The organism is Antarcticibacterium arcticum (genome assembly GCF_007993795.1).
Lineage (GTDB): Bacteria > Bacteroidota > Bacteroidia > Flavobacteriales > Flavobacteriaceae > Gillisia > Gillisia arctica.
In genome coordinates this window covers 2,731,492-2,749,527 of sequence record NZ_CP042476.1, presented here as the reverse complement: position 1 = coordinate 2,749,527, position 18,036 = coordinate 2,731,492, and the positions used below count along the sequence as shown (strand labels likewise).

Here is an 18,036-nt window from a genome sequence, read left to right as displayed (position 1 = left end):
AAAATTTAATTTAAAATGAAAACGAAAAACTCAGGTTTTTCGTATTACTCATTTGTAATTGCCAGAATCCCGGGCAATGATTTCCCTTCCAGCATCTCAAGCATAGCACCTCCCCCGGTAGATACATAACTCATGCGATCTTCAAGGTTAAATTGTTTTACTGCGGACACTGAATCTCCTCCACCAACAAGTGAGAAAGCCCCCTTCTCGGTTGCATCACCTATTGCTTCCCCAATTTGTATGGTCCCTTTTGAAAAAGGCTCCATTTCAAAAACCCCAACAGGTCCATTCCAAAGAATAGTTTTGGAGGCTGCAATCACATTCGAAAAATTTTCTATGGTTTTAGGTCCTGCATCAAGGCCCATCCAGCCGTCGGGAATAGAATCTGTATCAGTAATATCTGTACTGGCCATTTCTGAAAAGCTGTCAGCTATTACAGAATCTATAGGCAAATGTATTTTTACACCCTTTTTATCAGCAATTTCCAGTATTTCAAGGGCAAGATCCTGTTTATCATCTTCCACCAGGGAACTTCCCACCTTGCCTCCACGGGCTTTAATAAAAGTAAAGGCCATACCGCCGCCAATTATCAGGTGGTCTACCTTATCAAGAATATTTTCAATAACAGTGATCTTTGAAGAAACTTTGGCTCCACCAAGTATGGCTGTAACAGGTTTTTCTGCCGATTTTAGTACCTTATTAAGGCTTTCTATTTCCTTCTGCAATAAATATCCAAAACACTTATCTTCAAAATAGTTGGCAACAATTGTAGTGGAAGCGTGGGCGCGGTGTGCTGTTCCAAAGGCGTCATTCACATATATATCACCCAGTTTTGAAAGCTTTTGAGCAAAATCTTTATCGCCCTCTGTCTCCTCGGGATAATACCTCAGGTTTTCAAGCAATAATACTTCCCCGGCTTGTAAATTTTTCGCGGCGGTTTCAGCCTTTTCCCCTACACATTCATTAACGAATTTTGTTTCAACTCCCAGGATTTCTGAAACTGTTGGAACAATTTGTTCGAGGGAATATTTCGCTTCTTTATTTTCAGGGCGTCCTAAATGAGACATTAAAATAACGCTCCCGCCGTCTTCAAGTATCTTAATTATAGTAGGTTTTGCGGCCTCAATGCGGGTAGTATCTCCCACTTCACCTTTACTCACGGGTACATTAAAATCTACCCTGATCAGTGCTTTTTTATTTTTAAAATTATAGTCGTCTAATGTTTTCATTTTTTTTCTTGTATTGGAAATTATACGGGAAACCGCAGCTTAACCATTTAGCAAATTTCTCCTGGCCTCAAATGACCTTTTTTAGCAAAGGTCCATTTTACAAATATAATTTTTTCTGAAGATATAAAGTGAAGATTAATTTTATCTTTGCTTATGCTTTTTTCGGAAGTCCCGGGCTTATCCCACATTAAAAATCATTTAACCACCACTGCCAATAGGGGCCGTATACCCCATGCCCAGTTATTTACCGGGAATCATGGGAGCGGCATCCTTTCAATGGCTATTGCATATTCCCAATATATTTTATGCAATAATACCGGCCAGGAAAATGAAAATGGCAATAAAGCCTGTAATTCAAAATTCAGGAACCTTTCTCATCCAGACCTCCATTTTGCCTTTCCGGTAGCAACCAATGATAAAATAAAATCTCACCCGGTTTCCAATAATTTTTTGGATTCCTGGAGAGAGTTTATTGCAGAAAATTCCTACGGAAGTTTATTTGACTGGTATCAAAAAATTGGTATAGAGAACAAACAGGGTCAAATTGGTGTAGATGAGGCTCAGGAAATTGTAAAGGCTCTTGCATTGAAATCCTATGAAGGTGGTTACAAGATTATGATCATATGGGGCGCAGATAAAATGAACATAGCAAGTGCCAATAAGTTGCTGAAATTAATTGAAGAACCACCGGAAAAAACTTTATTTATTCTTATTGCTGAAGACGAGGAACAAATAATCCAAACTATACGTTCCCGCTGTCAAATTTTGCGGTTTCCCCCTCTCCCGGAGGCTGTAATTGCAGAGTGTTTGGTTACCAAACATCAACTTCTCCCGGCCGATGCCAAAAAACTTGCTATCCAGGCGAATGGGAGTTATGCCAATGCCCTGCACCTGTTAAATCATGATCCCAGCGATGAACAATTTGAAGCCCTTTTTATAAAATGGGTAAGAAGCGCATTTAAAGCTAGGGGAAATAAAGCATCTATTCTTGACCTCATTTCGTGGAGCGAAGTAATAGCGGGGATGGGCAGAGAGACACAAAAAAGCTTTTTATTGTATTGCCTTGCATTTTTCCGGCAAGCAATGCTATATAATTATAATGCCTCCAATTTGATCTATATGCAGGTTAAGGATCCCAGTTTCAAACTGGAAAAATTTGCCCCTTTCATAGACGGCTTAAATATATCGGGGATTACATCTGAGATCGAAACGGCAATTTACCACATTGAACGCAATGGAAATGCAAAGATCATTCTTACAGATCTATCTATAAAACTCACAAGGCTGCTTCATAAAAAAGCCGCATAAATCTTAATATATGGAATACTTCAACCCCTTTATTACCGAAATACTTATCCTGCTATTTATAATAATCACCTTCCTGCAATCCGGGCTTGATAAGATCACAGATTGGAAAGGTAACACAGGTTGGTTACAGGGACATTTCTCTAAAACCTTTCTCGCGGGTCAAGTTCCTCTTATGCTGGGGGTAATTTTAATTCTGGAAGTTTTAACAGGTATCCTGGCAATAATAGGAATCGCTCAGCTTTTAATGAACGGGGCTACCACTATAGCTTTATATTCCTGTGTCCTGGCCGCAATTACTTTATTAATGCTGTTGTTTGGCCAGAGAGTAGCTAAAGATTATGCGGGAGCATTTACTATTACAGGCTACTTTGTAGTGGTTATTCTTGGAGTTTATATTTTGTCATAAAATAAAAAAACCCCGGAAATTCCGGGGTTTTTTTTTAATATAAAGTAGGTTTATTCGGTTTTCTTGTAACCTGAATTAAGCTTTTCAAGGATCTCTTCTGTGATATCCAATCCGTCTTTTGCATACATGATGTTCGCAGATTCATTGGATCCAAATATGTAAGTGTAGCCGTTATCTTTTCCGTATTCTCTTACATATTCCTTAACCTTGGTAACGATAGAATCAATCACAACATCACTTTCCTGGCGCAATTGGTTGCCCATTTGCTGTTGCTGTTGCTGTATTGCCTGTTGCTTACGCATCAATCTTTCCTCAGTTTCCTGTCTTTGAGTATTGCTTAAAGCACCCATATTTTGCTGGTATTCCTGAACTTCCTGTTGAAATCCTCTTGCAAGAGAATCCAGTTCAGTTTTAACCCTATCAGACTTAGTAGTGAATTTTGCTTCCACATCTTTCATCTCGCTGTACTCCTGGATAAGTTTAGTAGTATCAACATAGGCTGTTTTTTCCTGATTACAACTTGTAAGACCGGCTGCAATCAATACAACCAAAAATAATTTTTTCATATTGCTTTAATTTGTTTGCCGCAAAAGTAATAAAGTATGCTCAATAAAATAATTTATTTTAAAGATTCAGGATTATAAGAAAAACTTATCAAAAACATTCCGGATATAGAAAACTTGCATTGAAATCTAACTCAACAAATGCTTTATAACAGGTTTTTAGAAGTGAGTAAAGGTGTTTCCTTGGTTTTGGAAGTATGAAGGGCTTAAATCGCCTGAAAATGGTTTTTTAGCTTATTTTTCTGAAGAAGTAAGCAATAGATGAATACTCTGCAGTGCTTCGGGCTTTAAAATTAGATTTAAGGCCAATAATGAGAGGTTTTATAAAATTGGATTTGCCGGACTTATATTTTTCAGAAAGCAGGCTCACATAAAAGGAATCGAAAATAAGTGGTTTGGAATCTGTTTGTTTGAAACCTGTTCCGGAAATTAAATGCTTAAAGCTATTTCGGGAAAAATGCCATAGGTGTCTCGGCACATCATAGGCCGCCCAAAATTCTTTATAATATTGTGCATCGTAACTTTTATAATTTGGAACGGCAATGATCAACAAACCCCCTTTTTTTAAAAGGTGTTCCAACTCTATAATTTGAGCTTTAAGGTCTGGCACATGTTCCAATACATGCCACAGTGTGATAACATCAAATTTATTGGACCTGAAATTTTCAGAATTGGGATAAAGATTTAAACCTTTTTCCTGTGCCAGGTTACGGGCACTTTCGTTTGGCTCTACCCCCTTTACTTTCCAACCTCTTTTTTTGGCCTCCAGTAAAAAATCTCCGGTTCCTGCACCAATATCCAAAAGCCTTCCTTTTGCAGGGACCTTCTTTTCAATCCATTTTAGTTTTCTTTGAAGCATATTGCTTTTTACAAGCTGATACACTTTGTCAAAAAATGACTTCTGGGAATCTGTATGTGAAATGTATTTCTCGCTTTTGTAGTATGAAGGTAGATCTCCTATGTCGGGTGTTGGAAATGTTACCAGCATTTCTCTTTCTGCATCAAACAAAAGTTCGAATTCTTTACCGGTTACGGTATGATCTTTACAAACGAGATGGGGTGTCGTAGATAATCCCAGGGATGAATTTTTCACTTTTTATTTTGTAAAATGCGGCGATTAAAGTACAAAATTTCTTTATTGTTCCACGTGAAACATTTATCTCCCCATATAAACCAATAACACCGAAATATCACTTGGACTAACTCCGCTTATCCTTGATGCTTGAGAAACGGTAACAGGTTTAATCTTATTCAGTTTTTCCCTTGCCTCAAAAGACATTGATTTTATCCCAGAATAATCAAAATTTCCGGGGATCTTTACGTCTTCAAGTCGGTTAAGTTTATCCGCATTATTTTTTTCCTTATCTATATAGCCGGAATATTTTACCTGGATCTCGGTTTGCTCCAGCATCTCTTCATTAAGCTCGTTCTCGTCAATAAATTCCTGAACTCCCGTAAAAGATCTTACATCCTCCATCGTAATATTAGGCCTAGAAAATATCTTAAATATCTTATCGCTTTGTTTCATCAAGGCCGAATCTTTTGCTTCTAAAACCTTATTGGATTCGTCAGGTGAAACACTCGTGTCCTTTAAAAATTCCACAAATTTCATGGACTTCTCCTTCTTCTCCTCCATCTTCCTCATTCGTTTTTCAGAAGCAAGTCCCATTTCAAAGGATCTTTCCGTAAGTCTGAAATCGGCATTATCCTGCCTAAGCAAGGTGCGATACTCTGCTCTTGAGGTAAACATTCTATATGGCTCTTCAGTACCTTTAGTGATAAGGTCATCTACCAGAACACCTATATAAGCTTCATCGCGTTTAAGAATAAATGGATCTCTTTCCTGAACTTTAAGGGCGGCATTTATCCCCGCCATTAATCCCTGGGAAGCGGCCTCTTCATAACCGGTGGTTCCATTTATCTGCCCGGCAAAATACAATCCTGAAACCAATTTTGTTTCCAGGGTATGTTGCAATTGTGTTGGCGGAAAATAATCATATTCTATCGCATAACCCGGCCTGAAGAATTTCACTTTTTCAAAACCTGCTACAGAACGCAAGGCTTTAAACTGCACATCTTCGGGCAGGGAAGTTGAAAACCCATTTACATAAACCTCGACGGTATTCCATCCTTCGGGCTCTACAAAAAGCTGATGACGATCCTTATCGGCAAAACGATTGATCTTATCTTCAATAGAAGGGCAATATCTTGGCCCCAAACTTTTAATGCGGCCATTGAACATAGGAGACCTGTCAAAACCTTCTTTTAGAATATCATGAACCTCCTGTGAGGTATAAGTCATATGGCAGGAGCGTTGCTTCGTCAAAGGTTTGGTTTCATCCAGATAGGAGAATTTTGACGGAATATCATCTCCTGGTTGTTCCACCATTTTGGAATAATCCAGCGAACGGCCGTCTACCCTTGGCGGGGTTCCTGTTTTCATTCTGCCCGATTCAAATCCCAGTTGAACTAGTTCTTCTGTAATTCCCGTGGCAGCTTTTTCACCAGATCTTCCACCACCAAAATTCTTATCTCCTATATGAATAAGCCCGTTTAAAAAGGTTCCGTTTGTTAGCACTACAGATTTCCCTTTAATCTTTAAACCAAGGGAAGTTTTCACACCGGTCACTCTTCCGTCTTCAATAAATAAACCCGAAACCATTTCCTGGTAAAAATCCAGATTAGGAGTTTGCTCCAGTCGCAGTCTCCAATGTTCTGCAAACATCATTCTATCACTCTGCACCCTTGGACTCCACATTGCAGGGCCCTTCGATTTATTAAGCATCTTGAATTGAATGGCACTTGTATCACTTACCAACCCACTGTATCCGCCAAGCGCATCTATCTCCCTTACAATTTGCCCCTTTGCAATCCCACCCATGGCAGGATTACAGCTCATTTGAGCAATATTTTGCAAATTCATTGTAATTAAAAGCGTAGAGCTACCCATATTTGCCGCAGCTGCCGCAGCCTCGCTTCCGGCGTGACCAGCCCCAACTACTATAACATCATATTCAAAATCAAACATAAATCTATCCTTTTCTTAAGATTGTTCCACGTGGAACAATTGCATTTTTTCCTCTTCCTTCTGCCTCATTAGCAAAGATTGTTCCTTTGTTTTATCCTTATATCCGCAAAGGTGAAGCACTCCATGAATTATTACCCGTCGCAGCTCTTCATTAAAACTAACATTAAATTCAGTAGAATTTTCTTTTACCCTTTCCGTACTAATATAAATATCCCCCTGTAATATTTTACCTACAGAGTAGTCGAAAGTTATAATATCGGTATAAGTGTCGTGTTTCAGGAATTCCTCATTGAGGTTAAGCAGGTAGTCATCATCACAAAAGATATAACTTAACTCCTCAAGTTTTTTGGCTTCTGAAGCAATAACTGCTTCAATCCATCTTCCATATTTCTCCTGCTCTTCAAGAATGAAGTCGTTTTCTGAATAAAAATTAATCCTGTGTGGTTCCAAAATAATCCCTGACTTTTGCTTTGTAAATTTGCCGCAAAGGTAAGGTTTGTCTATTTAAAATTTCAGTGGATCTAAAATATTCTTTGGCTTTAAGAATTTGATCCTGAGCAGAGTTATTAAAATTCTCAAGATTGGTACGGGAAGTTCTCCTTTCCTCTTCTTCCTGTTCAAGGGTAGAATTCTCCAACTCAAGCAACCTATGCGTAATCCTGTTCATCCTGTCCAGGGTTTCATGTGTAAAACCCTTTTCAAGAATATCTTTCTCCACCCGCTCCATATCCCTAATTAATCCGGACTTGTTTTGATCCAGACCAAGTTCCTTTAATTTATTCTGTAGTTGCTGTTTGAGGAGTTGTTGTTGTTTATAGATCTCGAACTGGCGCCCGCTTAATTCTTCATTCTGTTCCTTGCCTTCCCGGCCCTGTTCGCCATCTTTTCCCTCTTCGCGTGGCTCTCCATTTTCACCCTCCTGCATTCCCTCTTTCATTTTCTCCATAAGTTCTTCCTGCGAAATAATTATGTCCTGCAATTGATCTCCCTTGCCATCACCTCCGGGAGAAGGACTGGGATTTGCCATTTCCTGCATATTCCCCAATACTTCATTGAGCATTAACGCCAACTCATTTGTACCGGTCATTACATATTGCTGGCTTGATGTTCCCTGTGGGATCTCATTTTGCGCGAGGCGCTCAAGGGATTTGTTTATATCAAATTCTATATCTGTAAGTTTGGATGTGATCTTTTCGGTGATCATAGGATTGCTTACCGCCAGTGCAAATAAACTGTCGTCTATATGCTCAAAATGTTCTTTTAATACCTGTTGCTTTTTAAGTTCAGATGCATAGCGCGGATTATTAGGCCTCATTGTCCTGAACTTCAATAACAATTCTTCCTGCTCAAATGAAAAGATCAGGAGGTTAGATAAGATCTGTCTTAAACTTTCTATATTGGCATTTAACTGCTCCCCTTGAGACATCATTTGCATGGCTTGCATTTTCTTACTCATCTCCTTCATTTTTTGGGCGGCACTTTTCTGATTTTTTTTAGCGTCCTCTTTTTTACCTTGTTCCAGATTTTCTCCCGCCTTTTCTTGCTCCTGCTCTATGTCCTTTTCCTCCTCTTTTTCCCTCCCAAGGTCAAAGGGTTTTTTTAAACCTTCATTTTCCTTTTCCAGATCGTCCATTTGCTCCTGAAAATCTTCAAATTTTTCATTTACACCCTCCTGTTCCTGCTGTTCTTTTCCACTTTCCTTTTCCGAAATTTTTTCCTGCTCCTCTGCTATCCTGGAAAGGTCTGAAGCCAATTTTTGTGTCTTTTCCTGAACATAATAGCGTTTGGTAAGTTCCAGCAGCTGTTCAAGGGTTTTTTGTTCTGTGGTGTTTTGTTTTGAAAGTTCTTCAAGTTTTTTGGCCAGCTCCTCCCGGTTTATCTTATCTGAATATTTCTGAAGTTCTTCCAGCAAGGCTTCATTCTCTTCAAGTCTTTCTTCTTTTCTCTCCAACCTTTCCCGGAGTTCTTCTTTAAATGAATCTGATTTCTGAGGGGTTTCTTCTTCCAAACTTTGCTTTAATTTTTCAGAATAATTCTTCATCATCTGGTTTTGCTGTTTCTGTCTCTCCAAGAATTCATTCAGCTTCTTGCGGTCATTGAAATTTAACTGCTCTTTCTCCTTCTGAAGGCGGGAGAGTTCCTCCAGCTCTGTTTCATTCATTTGCATTTTATCAAGGGATTGGGAAAGGTTCCTGATAGATTCTCCCTGCTTTTGAAGTTGTTCTTCTTTTATTTCGGCTTCACTTTTCTTCTGAAATGAATAATTATCAGTACGGCTACGCTTTGGACCCCTAATTCCATCATTATCAAACACTTCAAAATAAAAAGTGTAATTTTTTCCTCTTTCAAGGTTTAGATCACCTGGAAAGGTATAATAGAATTCAGCAAATACTTCCTTATTTACAGGTATGCCAATTTTATTGGCATTACCTTCCTCACCATCTTCAAAATACACCAGATTTAAAGCTGATACTGCATGGTCATCACTTACGTTTCCGTAGAAATAAAGATTTTCTTCCCTAATGGTATCTGCTTTCCGCTCCACTTTAATTTCGGGAAACTGGTCTTTAATTACCTCGATATTGTACTCAAGAGTTTCATGGTCCTTTATTTGTTCATTGGAGGTTTTTACCTGGTAAGCAGTATTGGAAAACAATGTTTTTGAAAAAGTAAAAGCATCTCCAGTTCCCGTAAAATCCATTGCTGTATCCTGAGTGGCTAACACCACCCTATCTGTTGTCTTCGTCTTTAGATTCCAGGTAACTTTAGTACCCTCGGGTATAGTTATATTTCCTGTTCCCCGAACTTTATCCTGAGGCCTGTTTAAATAGCGGGATATTGCATGGCAATTTCAAAATCTACCAGTTTGGGAACCTTTACTACATGTATCTCGTAGGGACGGGATCGCACCCCGTTTGCACTCAAATAAAAAACCATATTCTCCTTAATCCCCTGGAAAGTATATTGGAATTGTGAGGGTTGGTTTGACTTTAAAAAATACGTCTCGTCATTAAAATGAATGGATGCATTCTCCGGAACTATTTTTCCACGGGTTGCTACATCAAGGGTAAAACTACTCCCCTCTTCAACCACCAAATCCGGATTGCTAACAAGAAATGAAAATGGTGCGGGCGGCTCATAAGCAGTTTTATAGTGGATCACCCTGGTATAACTTTCAGAAAACACTTTAGAATTGCCGGTGAAAATTACGGCAAGAATAATAATAACAGGAAAGGCTGCATATTTAAGATAACGTAAGCTGTTGTTATAATTCACAGCCATTTTAAAAGGGACCGGTTTTAATTCCCTCGATTTTTGAGCAATCCCCGCCAGCAGAAGATCAGATTGGTTGGGGTCCCTTTGTAATTGAAGCACATTGAGAAGCTTATCATTAACCTCAGGGAAATGTTTCCCAATTATCCTGGAAGCCTCCAGTTCATCAATCCCTTTGGAGATCCTGAATAATTTAAAAACCGGGAGCGCAATGAATTTATATAATAATGCAAGGGATACCACAATACATACCCAAAAAAGAAAGCTTCTATATGGGGGCGACAGCCATAAGAAATGCTCAATAAGCAGGATAAAAATAAAGTAGAGCAACCAGATGGAAAAGAACAAGATGGAGCCCTTAAGTAATTCATTAAGATAATATCTCCTTATAAATTCTTCAAGCTGTTTTTTTATGAAATTTAGATCATCCATACAATCCCCTTCGTGACCGGTCTTAAAACTACAATTTTCTTTTATAATTTTAGAGACAAATCGGTTTAAAACAGAATTTTGCCGGTGGCATAATCTTCAGTACCCCACTTTCTGTTTTAAATGGCATTTCCTCAGGGAATCTCTTACCTTTGCATTTAAAATTTTTACTATGTCACAGAAAGTACGGGTACGTTTTGCTCCCAGTCCTACCGGGCCCCTGCATATTGGAGGTGTAAGGACCGCCCTTTATAATTACTTGTTTGCCAAAAAACATAATGGCGATTTTATACTTCGAATTGAAGATACAGATCAAAACCGATTTGTGGAAGGCGCCGAACAATATATAATTGATTCTTTGAACTGGTGCGGTATTCCCTTTAATGAGGGACCTGGCAAGGACGCTGGCTATGGCCCATATCGCCAGAGTGAAAGAGCTCATCTTTATGAGGAATACGCAAGGGAATTAATTGATAATGGTAATGCTTATTATGCATTTGATACCACTGAGGCTCTGGACAATCAAAGGGAGGAACATGAAGCACAGGGAAAAACTTTTATTTATAACTGGCATAACCGCCAGAAACTGGATAATTCCCTATCCCTCTCTAAAGAAGAAGTAGATCAAAAAATAGAACAAAATATTCCTTATGTGATCCGTTTTAAAACTCCCCAGGCTGAAACCCTTCAGTTAATAGATGAGATTCGGGGAAATATGGAAATTGACACCAGCATTCTTGATGATAAGGTTTTGTTTAAAAGCGATGGGATGCCAACGTATCATCTTGCCAATATTGTAGATGATCACCTTATGGAGATCACCCACGTTATTCGCGGGGAAGAATGGTTGCCTTCTATGGCTTTGCACATTCTGTTGTATCGCGCATTTAACTGGGAAGCACCAAAATTTGCGCATCTCCCACTCATACTTAAACCGCAGGGTAAAGGAAAACTTAGTAAGCGGGATGGCGATAAAATGGGATTCCCGGTATTCCCACTGGAGTGGAAAGATCCTAAAACCGGCGAGATCTCATCTGGCTATCGCGAGGAAAATTATTTACCTGCGGCCGTGGTGAACATGTTAAGCTTTTTAGGCTGGAACCCGGGCACCGAACAGGAGTTCTTCAAGCTTGAAGAACTCATTGAGGCTTTCGACATATCACGGGTACATAAAAGCGGAGCAAAATTTGATCCTGAAAAGACCAGGTGGTTTCAGCAGCATTACCTGCAACTTGAAAAAGATGAAAACCTTGCAGCGCAATTCCTTGAAATACTGGAGAAAAAAGGAATTAGTTCAGATCTGGATTATACCACTGGTATCGTTGGTTTATTAAAGGAACGGGCTGTTTTTGTGGATGATTTTTGGGAACTGGGAAGTTATTTCTTTCAGGCACCGGAATCTTTTGATGACAAAGCAGTAAAAAAAGTATGGAAGGAAGATACGGCCGCGATAATTGAAGACCTTATAAAGGTGATCACTCAAACCGAAAATTATACTGCCGAAAATATCCAGGAGAATGTAAAGTCCTGGATCACCGCCGGTGAACTGGGCTTTGGAAAGGTAATGCAGCCCTTTCGTCTTTCTCTTGTGGGCGCCATGCAGGGACCTGATGTTTTTGAGATCGCAGCGAGAATAGGAAAAAATGAAACCCTTAGAAGGCTTAAGTATGCTATAGCAAGTCTTTAATCTTAAAAATATACTACCATTCCCGCAACCGCCATTCCAAGGTTCCCTTTAAGGCTGGTAATGCGGGAATCTTTTTTTTGTAATTCCACCAAATCAAGATTTCTAAGCATATTGGTAATCCCGTATTGGTACTGGCCCCAGAATTTTATTGAAGGAAATCCAAAGGACACATTTGCAGCAAGATTAAAATTGAGGCGGGAGATATCCTGAAGATCTTCAGCTACCAGATTATAATCCCTTAACCTGTATTTGTCCTTTCCTTTCTCCGGGATCAATTTACTGTTTATTTGCACTACAGGGCCCGCTCCAAGACTCAAATGCTCTCCAATGAGCTTGTGCCCCAAGAAAAGGTTTATTTGCACTCCTGTAGCTTTAAAATCAAATTCAGTCTGGGTTTGACTGTTTTCTACCATTGCATCAATCCCTGTATTAAACTGGTAAAAATTCACGCCGTAAATCACCAGGAATTTATTGACTGTGTTAGCCCTTGTAGTCAATCCCGCCATAAGGCCGGGCCTGTATTTAAAAAGAAAGGTGTCACTTTGCAGCCGGGTATAATTAATTCCCGCCTGTATCCCAAGGCGGTTATAACTGTCTCCGGTTAATCTTGGTTGGGAATAAGATGTAAGGGAACAAAAGATTCCCACCAATAGAATTAATAATAATTTCATAGATACTTTATTAAAATTCCGGTTGAATAAATGTAGGTTATTTATTAGTATCTTAAGGTCCTAATAAATTTTCAACCTTATGATTGGTTATATTTTAATTTCCTTAATAATATTGTTTTCACTGGTTATTCTTTTTTCAGGAATATTCACGGTGAAGCAGCAAACCTCTGCAGTACTGGAACGTTTTGGAAAATTCAGGACAATTCGAAATTCCGGGCTTCATTTCAAGGTTCCCCTTATAGACCAGATTGCCGGCAGGATAAACTTAAAGGTCCAGCAACTGGATGTTCTTGTGGAAACCAAAACAAAGGATGATGTGTTTGTTAAACTGAAGATCTCTGTACAATTTCAGGTTATAAAAACAAATGTTTATGATGCATTTTACAAACTGGAAAGCCCCCACGACCAGATCACCTCTTATGTTTTTGATGTGGTAAGGGCTGAAGTTCCTAAAATGAAGCTGGATGATGTATTTGAGAGAAAAGATGATATAGCCATTGCAGTAAAACAGGAATTAAACCAGGCAATGTCAGATTATGGATATGATATTATAAAAACCCTGGTTACAGATATAGACCCCGATGCCCAGGTTAAAGCGGCAATGAACAGAATCAATGCTGCGGAAAGAGAAAAAGTTGCAGCCGAATATATTGCCGAGGCCGAAAGAATAAAGATAGTGGCAAAAGCCCGCGCAGAAGCCGAAAGCAAGCGATTGCAAGGCCAGGGTATTGCAGATCAACGCCGGGAGATAGCAAGAGGCCTTGAGGAAAGTGTTGATGTACTGAATAAGGTAGGGATCAATTCACAGGAAGCGTCGGCTTTAATAGTGGTAACCCAGCATTATGATACCCTGCAGGCCATTGGGGAAGAAACAAATTCAAATCTTATTTTACTTCCCAATTCGCCGCAGGCAGGAAGCGATATGCTGAATAATATGATAGCCTCTTTTACTGCGTCCAATCAAATTGGAGAAGCAATGAGAGCCAGGAATGCTGAATTAAAAGCTACGAAGGAAATTAAGAGCAGAAGGAATAAAATTCAGAGAGATCAAAGAAATTCAGATACAGATACAAGAGAGGAACTGTAGAACTTCAGCAATAAAAAAATCCGGATATTTATTTTGACCTTCGATATATAAACGAAAAATCAAACTAATATCCGGATTTATAAATTATCCGTTTATAACCTGTTTACCCACCGCAGTTACAACAGCCTTGAATTCCTGAACCTTTTTATACGCCGCTCTCACAGAACTTCCAATTATTGATAAGGGACTAAGAGCTTCTTTGGTTTTTTCAATGCTAAGTTTAACCTCTTCTTTGTCTATCTGGTTCTGTAACTTAAGAATTTTGATATCTCTGTCTATTTCCTCGAATGAACTGTATTCTTTCATATTAAATATAGTTTAGTCATTAAAGAAATTTCTGGAGGATTTGATAAGTACTGTTTTTTCAAGTACTTTTCTACCAAACGCAAAGAACAGGATTAACAGGAGGACATAAAAGCCTCCAACTATATAATAACCGGCACTTGGACTATCCAGGGCATTGCTTATACTTATTGCAACAGCAATTGACAAGAAAAGCAGGGCAATCAGGCTTACAAAACCAATCAATAATATATTAACAAGGGAAAGAGCGCTTTTTACTATTTTTTTATAGATAATAAGCTTGAGATATTCCGCCGTACTATGTTGGTAGGCGCTAATTTGTTCTTTAAGTTCCCTTATACTATTGGATTGTTTTTCGAATGCCATAAATTATACTACTGCCTGATTCGGTTTGTTGGTGCTGGTACGGGCGGTATCTTTCTTCTCATCCTTTTGCAACTTGGCATTTTGCTTTCTAAGATCATCAAGTTTGGTTTCCATTGCAGCAAGGATCTCATCTGCCTTATGACTGGCTGAAGATAGAGTTTCTTCCAAACGGTGCTCAAAATCTTTTCTGGCTTTTTTAGCCTTAGTGCTTAGGTTTGAAGTAGTTTCATTATATTTTTTATTGAATTGATCCTGGGCTTTTTTAGCATCCTTGCTAAGTTTTTCCCGGGTATGTTCTCCACTATCCGGAGCATATAATAATCCAACAGCAGCTCCAATTGCTGCACCGGTTAATAAAGCCAATAAAGTACTTCCAGAATTTGCCATAATTTTGTGTTTTTTAAAATTAAATATCTATCAAAGATAATTTAAAGCAAATGGCCGGCCTGTTAATAACCGGTTAAAAATATTGCCAATTAATTCTTAAAACACCATATTTTACTGGTTATTGATCAATTTTACCCCAGGAATCCCTTAAGGTAACGGTACGGTTAAAAATGAGATTTTCAGGGGTGCTTTCCTTATCTACACAAAAATATCCTATTCGCTGGAATTGAAATTTATCGGCTACTCCCGCATCCTTTAATGAGGGTTCAAGATAGCCGGTAATAACTTTGAGCGATTCTGGATTAATGAATTCAAGAAAATCCTTTTCCTTATCGGCATCCGGTGATTCTACACTAAAAAGCCGGTCATACAATCTTACCTCTGCCTCAATGGCATGGGGAACAGAGACCCAATGCAGTGTTCCTTTAACCTTCCTAAGGGATTCCTCAGTGCCACTGCCACTTTTGCTTTTAGGGTCATAGGTACAATGAATTTCCAGGATCTCCCCGTTTTCATCTTTCACAACACTATTTGCCTGAATGATATACGCACTCTTCAGTCTTACTTCCTTACCTATACTAAGCCTGAAGAATTTTCTGTTGGCCTCTTCCTTAAAGTCTTCACGTTCTATATAAAGTTCCTTGGAGAAAGGGATCTCCCTTGTGCCGGCATTTTCATCTTCGGGATTATTCTCTGTCTCCAGCCATTCTTCTTTGCCCTCCTCATAATTAGTAATTACAAGCTTAACAGGATCCAAAATTCCCATAACCCTTGGGGCTGTTTTATTGAGGTCTTCCCTAATACAGAATTCCAGGAGAGAAACATCAATAACATTTTCACGTTTTGCAATTCCTATGGTATCAGCAAATTTCCTGATAGATGCCGGGGTGTAGCCCCGTCTTCTTAATCCTGAAATGGTAGGCATTCTTGGATCATCCCAGGATTTTACAATTCCCTGCTCCACCAGTTGCAACAATTTACGCTTGCTTACAACGGTATGACTTAAATTCCTTCTGGCGAACTCCCGTTGTTTTGGTAAAAATTCTCCATTTTTACTAACCTTTTCCACAAACCAATTGTACAATTCCCGGTGCGGAAGAAATTCCAGGGTACAAAAAGAATGTGAGATTCTCTCAATAAAATCACTTTCTCCATGGGCCCAATCATACATTGGATATATATTCCAGTCATTTCCAGTCCTGTGATGTTTTTTATGCAAACTTCTGTACATAACAGGGTCTCTCATGATCATATTTGGGGATGTCATATCAATTTTTGCCCTTAAAACATGAACTCCTTCGGCCGTTTCCCCATTTTTCATTTTTTCGAATAAATCGAGATTCTCTGCTACCGACCTATTTCTGTAAGGACTGTTCTTCCCTGCTTCGGTTGGAGTCCCTTTTTGTTCGGCAATTTGAGCAGACGTTTGACTGTCTACATAAGCATAATCATTTTTAATGAGCTCCACAGCCCAGTCATATAACTGCTGGAAGTAATCTGAAGCATAACATTCCTCTGCCCATTTATATCCCAGCCAAAGCACATCTTCTTTAATGGCATCTACATATTCCTGCTCTTCTTTGGTTGGATTTGTATCATCAAACCTCAGGTTTACAGGAGCATTGTATTTTTCTCCCAGTCCAAAATTCAAACAAATAGATGAGGCATGCCCTATATGCAAATACCCGTTGGGCTCCGGCGGAAACCTGAATTTCAGGTCATTTTGAGTATAATTGGTTTTCAGATCTTCTTCAATGATCTGTTCAATAAAATTCAGGGATTTCTTATTCTCGGTCATAATCTTTTTATCAAAAAAAATAGTGAGCAAAGTTACCAAAAATAGGTGGTTATTAGTAACGGCAGGTATTTTAAAAAATTCAACTTGGGGCAAGCCTTTTTCCAGGACCGGGATTTAGGATTTGAAAGAATAATACCCGGAAAATCTGTAAAAATTAAGCCGGATCTCATTAAATTACCGAAGTGAGTTTTAACTTTGTAAAAAAGATCAAAGTGGGTAAAATTAAATTAAAGAATATAAAGGTCTTCTCCTACCATGGCTGTTTGGTTGAAGAAGGGAAGATTGGAAGCGATTACAGAGTAGATCTAAGCGTTAAGGGTGATCTGGCCCATTCTGCAAAAACAGATGCCCTTAGCGACACTATAGACTATGTTCATTTAAACCGAATAGTGAAAGAAGAAATGGCTGTAAGGGCCAAACTGCTTGAGACTGTGGCTGAAAGGATCCTCAACAGAGTATTAAAGGAATTAATACCCGTGCAAAAGGTAAAAGTGGCGGTTTCCAAAATTAACCCCCCAATTGGTGGAGATGTAGGTATGGTTACCGTTTCCAGAAGTAAATCCAGATAGTTTTTTCTTCGGTTACTCAAAAATTTTATTACATTTGCCAACCAAAATAATGGCATCGTGGCCGAGTGGCTAGGCAGAGCTCTGCAAAAGCTCGTACAGCGGTTCGAATCCGCTCGATGCCTCAAAAGCTTCCTTTCCAAGGGAGCTTTTTTTGTTTTAAGATTTATTGTAGGAAAGCGAATGAAACAGAAGTAATGGCGAGAGTATTTCTCTACTTCTTTTCAAATTCATAGACCACATTTTCCGGCTGGATGATCTCTATTCGATCCTGGAGACGTTCTATTTTCTTCGGAAAAAAACCTCTTCCAATTAATATTCCGCCGAAAACAACCATTACTATACTAATGCCTTTTTTCATTTTGTAAATACGGTCCGGCGTTAGTTTTCGATTTAGTTTTTTGGCAAGCAGGATCTTAAAAATGTCAATTATAAGATAGGTGCCAAGTACGGTACCGAAAAACACGACTATCCTGTTGGTTTGCATATCCAGCGTAGGGCCAAAAACTATAATAAGGCCCAGCCAGAAGCCCAATACCCCAATATTTATAAAATTGAGAATAAATCCCTTAGCAGAAAGACCCAGATAATCTGTGCGGCTTAATTTTCGAACTTCCGGGGTATCATCTTCAATGGGAATGGCCTTTTTGGTTTGAATATAGGTCATAATGCCATAGGTAGCAAGGATCATTCCGCCGAAAATAAACAGGGCAGGATCATCCTTAAGGCTTTTTAATAGTTTAGAGGTACTAAAATAGGCGATTAAAAGAAAGACAATATCTGCTACTATAACACCAAGATCGAAGAAAAAAGCAGCTCTAAAGCCCTTTATAGCAGCGGTTTCAAGCAATACAAAAAAAACAGGCCCCAGGAGAAAAGCAAGAAAAAATCCCAATGGTATAGCTGCTAAAATGTCCTGAATCATACACAAAGGT

18 protein-coding genes and 1 tRNA gene are annotated in these 18,036 nt (G+C 38.9%); 6 read left to right on the top strand and 13 right to left on the bottom strand.

What is annotated here, in order from left to right; all coding sequences use genetic code 11:
• Nucleotides 1-44: 44 nt before the first annotated feature.
• Nucleotides 45-1,229, bottom strand: a complete 1,185-nt coding sequence (locus tag FK178_RS12420) for a phosphoglycerate kinase (protein WP_146835648.1) — start codon at nucleotides 1,227-1,229, stop codon at nucleotides 45-47.
• A 153-nt stretch (nucleotides 1,230-1,382) separates the two neighbouring features.
• Here FK178_RS12420 and FK178_RS12415 point away from each other — a divergent pair, with 153 nt between their 5' ends.
• Both FK178_RS12415 and FK178_RS12410 read left to right on the top strand, forming a co-directional pair.
• Nucleotides 1,383-2,537: a DNA polymerase III subunit gene (locus FK178_RS12415; RefSeq protein ID WP_146835645.1), complete on the top strand. Its 1,155-nt coding sequence runs from the start codon at nucleotides 1,383-1,385 to the stop codon at nucleotides 2,535-2,537.
• Nucleotides 2,538-2,547: 10 nt separating this feature from the next.
• Entirely contained in the window at nucleotides 2,548-2,943 is a 396-nt protein-coding gene (locus tag FK178_RS12410; protein WP_146835642.1) for a DoxX family protein, read from the top strand.
• A 50-nt stretch (nucleotides 2,944-2,993) separates the two neighbouring features.
• Here the strand turns inward: FK178_RS12410 and FK178_RS12405 are convergent, their stop codons facing one another.
• The 6 genes from FK178_RS12405 to FK178_RS15665 form a co-directional block, all read right to left on the bottom strand.
• Nucleotides 2,994-3,509, bottom strand: a complete 516-nt coding sequence (locus FK178_RS12405) for an OmpH family outer membrane protein (RefSeq protein WP_146835639.1) — start codon at nucleotides 3,507-3,509, stop codon at nucleotides 2,994-2,996.
• Between the two features lie 226 nt (nucleotides 3,510-3,735).
• Nucleotides 3,736-4,599 (bottom strand): class I SAM-dependent methyltransferase, encoded by an 864-nt coding sequence (locus FK178_RS12400; RefSeq protein WP_240793834.1) that lies wholly within the window; start codon nucleotides 4,597-4,599, stop codon nucleotides 3,736-3,738.
• 63 nt (nucleotides 4,600-4,662) lie between these two features.
• Nucleotides 4,663-6,534: a tRNA uridine-5-carboxymethylaminomethyl(34) synthesis enzyme MnmG gene (gene mnmG, locus FK178_RS12395; protein ID WP_146835636.1), complete on the bottom strand. Its 1,872-nt coding sequence runs from the start codon at nucleotides 6,532-6,534 to the stop codon at nucleotides 4,663-4,665.
• A gap of 15 nt (nucleotides 6,535-6,549) precedes the next feature.
• Nucleotides 6,550-6,984, bottom strand: coding sequence for an rRNA maturation RNase YbeY (gene ybeY, locus FK178_RS12390; RefSeq protein WP_146835633.1), 435 nt, complete (start codon nucleotides 6,982-6,984; stop codon nucleotides 6,550-6,552).
• Nucleotides 6,965-9,316 (bottom strand): coiled-coil domain-containing protein, encoded by a 2,352-nt coding sequence (locus FK178_RS12385; protein ID WP_317130395.1) that lies wholly within the window; start codon nucleotides 9,314-9,316, stop codon nucleotides 6,965-6,967. Before FK178_RS12385 ends, ybeY begins: the two co-directional genes overlap by 20 nt.
• A gap of 41 nt (nucleotides 9,317-9,357) precedes the next feature.
• Nucleotides 9,358-10,239, bottom strand: coding sequence for a hypothetical protein (locus tag FK178_RS15665; protein WP_240793832.1), 882 nt, complete (start codon nucleotides 10,237-10,239; stop codon nucleotides 9,358-9,360).
• Nucleotides 10,240-10,408: 169 nt separating this feature from the next.
• Between FK178_RS15665 and gltX the strand changes: the two genes are divergently transcribed.
• Nucleotides 10,409-11,923, top strand: a complete 1,515-nt coding sequence (gene gltX / locus FK178_RS12380) for a glutamate--tRNA ligase (RefSeq protein ID WP_146835630.1) — start codon at nucleotides 10,409-10,411, stop codon at nucleotides 11,921-11,923.
• Between the two features lie 2 nt (nucleotides 11,924-11,925).
• Here the strand turns inward: gltX and FK178_RS12375 are convergent, their stop codons facing one another.
• The gene (locus FK178_RS12375; protein WP_146835628.1) at nucleotides 11,926-12,594 is read right to left on the bottom strand and encodes an outer membrane beta-barrel protein; all 669 of its coding nucleotides are present in this window, start codon (nucleotides 12,592-12,594) and stop codon (nucleotides 11,926-11,928) included.
• A 79-nt stretch (nucleotides 12,595-12,673) separates the two neighbouring features.
• Here FK178_RS12375 and FK178_RS12370 point away from each other — a divergent pair, with 79 nt between their 5' ends.
• Nucleotides 12,674-13,681: an SPFH domain-containing protein gene (locus tag FK178_RS12370; protein ID WP_146835625.1), complete on the top strand. Its 1,008-nt coding sequence runs from the start codon at nucleotides 12,674-12,676 to the stop codon at nucleotides 13,679-13,681.
• Nucleotides 13,682-13,765: 84 nt separating this feature from the next.
• Here the strand turns inward: FK178_RS12370 and FK178_RS12365 are convergent, their stop codons facing one another.
• The 4 genes from FK178_RS12365 to FK178_RS12350 all read right to left on the bottom strand — a co-directional run bounded on the left by FK178_RS12365 (nucleotide 13,766) and on the right by FK178_RS12350 (nucleotide 16,535).
• Complete coding sequence (locus tag FK178_RS12365) at nucleotides 13,766-13,987, bottom strand: DUF6327 family protein (protein WP_146835623.1); 222 nt, start codon at nucleotides 13,985-13,987, stop codon at nucleotides 13,766-13,768.
• A gap of 12 nt (nucleotides 13,988-13,999) precedes the next feature.
• Entirely contained in the window at nucleotides 14,000-14,350 is a 351-nt protein-coding gene (locus FK178_RS12360) for a phage holin family protein (protein WP_146835620.1), read from the bottom strand.
• A 3-nt stretch (nucleotides 14,351-14,353) separates the two neighbouring features.
• Complete coding sequence (locus FK178_RS12355; RefSeq protein WP_146835617.1) at nucleotides 14,354-14,737, bottom strand: YtxH domain-containing protein; 384 nt, start codon at nucleotides 14,735-14,737, stop codon at nucleotides 14,354-14,356.
• Between the two features lie 118 nt (nucleotides 14,738-14,855).
• Entirely contained in the window at nucleotides 14,856-16,535 is a 1,680-nt protein-coding gene (locus tag FK178_RS12350) for a glutamine--tRNA ligase/YqeY domain fusion protein (RefSeq protein WP_146835614.1), read from the bottom strand.
• A gap of 212 nt (nucleotides 16,536-16,747) precedes the next feature.
• Between FK178_RS12350 and folB the strand changes: the two genes are divergently transcribed.
• Together folB and FK178_RS12340 are read left to right on the top strand one after the other, a co-directional pair.
• Nucleotides 16,748-17,104: a dihydroneopterin aldolase gene (gene folB / locus FK178_RS12345; RefSeq protein WP_146837650.1), complete on the top strand. Its 357-nt coding sequence runs from the start codon at nucleotides 16,748-16,750 to the stop codon at nucleotides 17,102-17,104.
• Nucleotides 17,105-17,155: 51 nt separating this feature from the next.
• Nucleotides 17,156-17,226: transfer RNA gene (locus tag FK178_RS12340), tRNA-Cys, on the top strand.
• Nucleotides 17,227-17,315: 89 nt separating this feature from the next.
• Here FK178_RS12340 and FK178_RS12335 read toward each other — a convergent pair.
• Complete coding sequence (locus FK178_RS12335) at nucleotides 17,316-18,026, bottom strand: LysE family translocator (protein ID WP_146835610.1); 711 nt, start codon at nucleotides 18,024-18,026, stop codon at nucleotides 17,316-17,318.
• Between the last annotated feature and the right edge of the window lie 10 nt (nucleotides 18,027-18,036).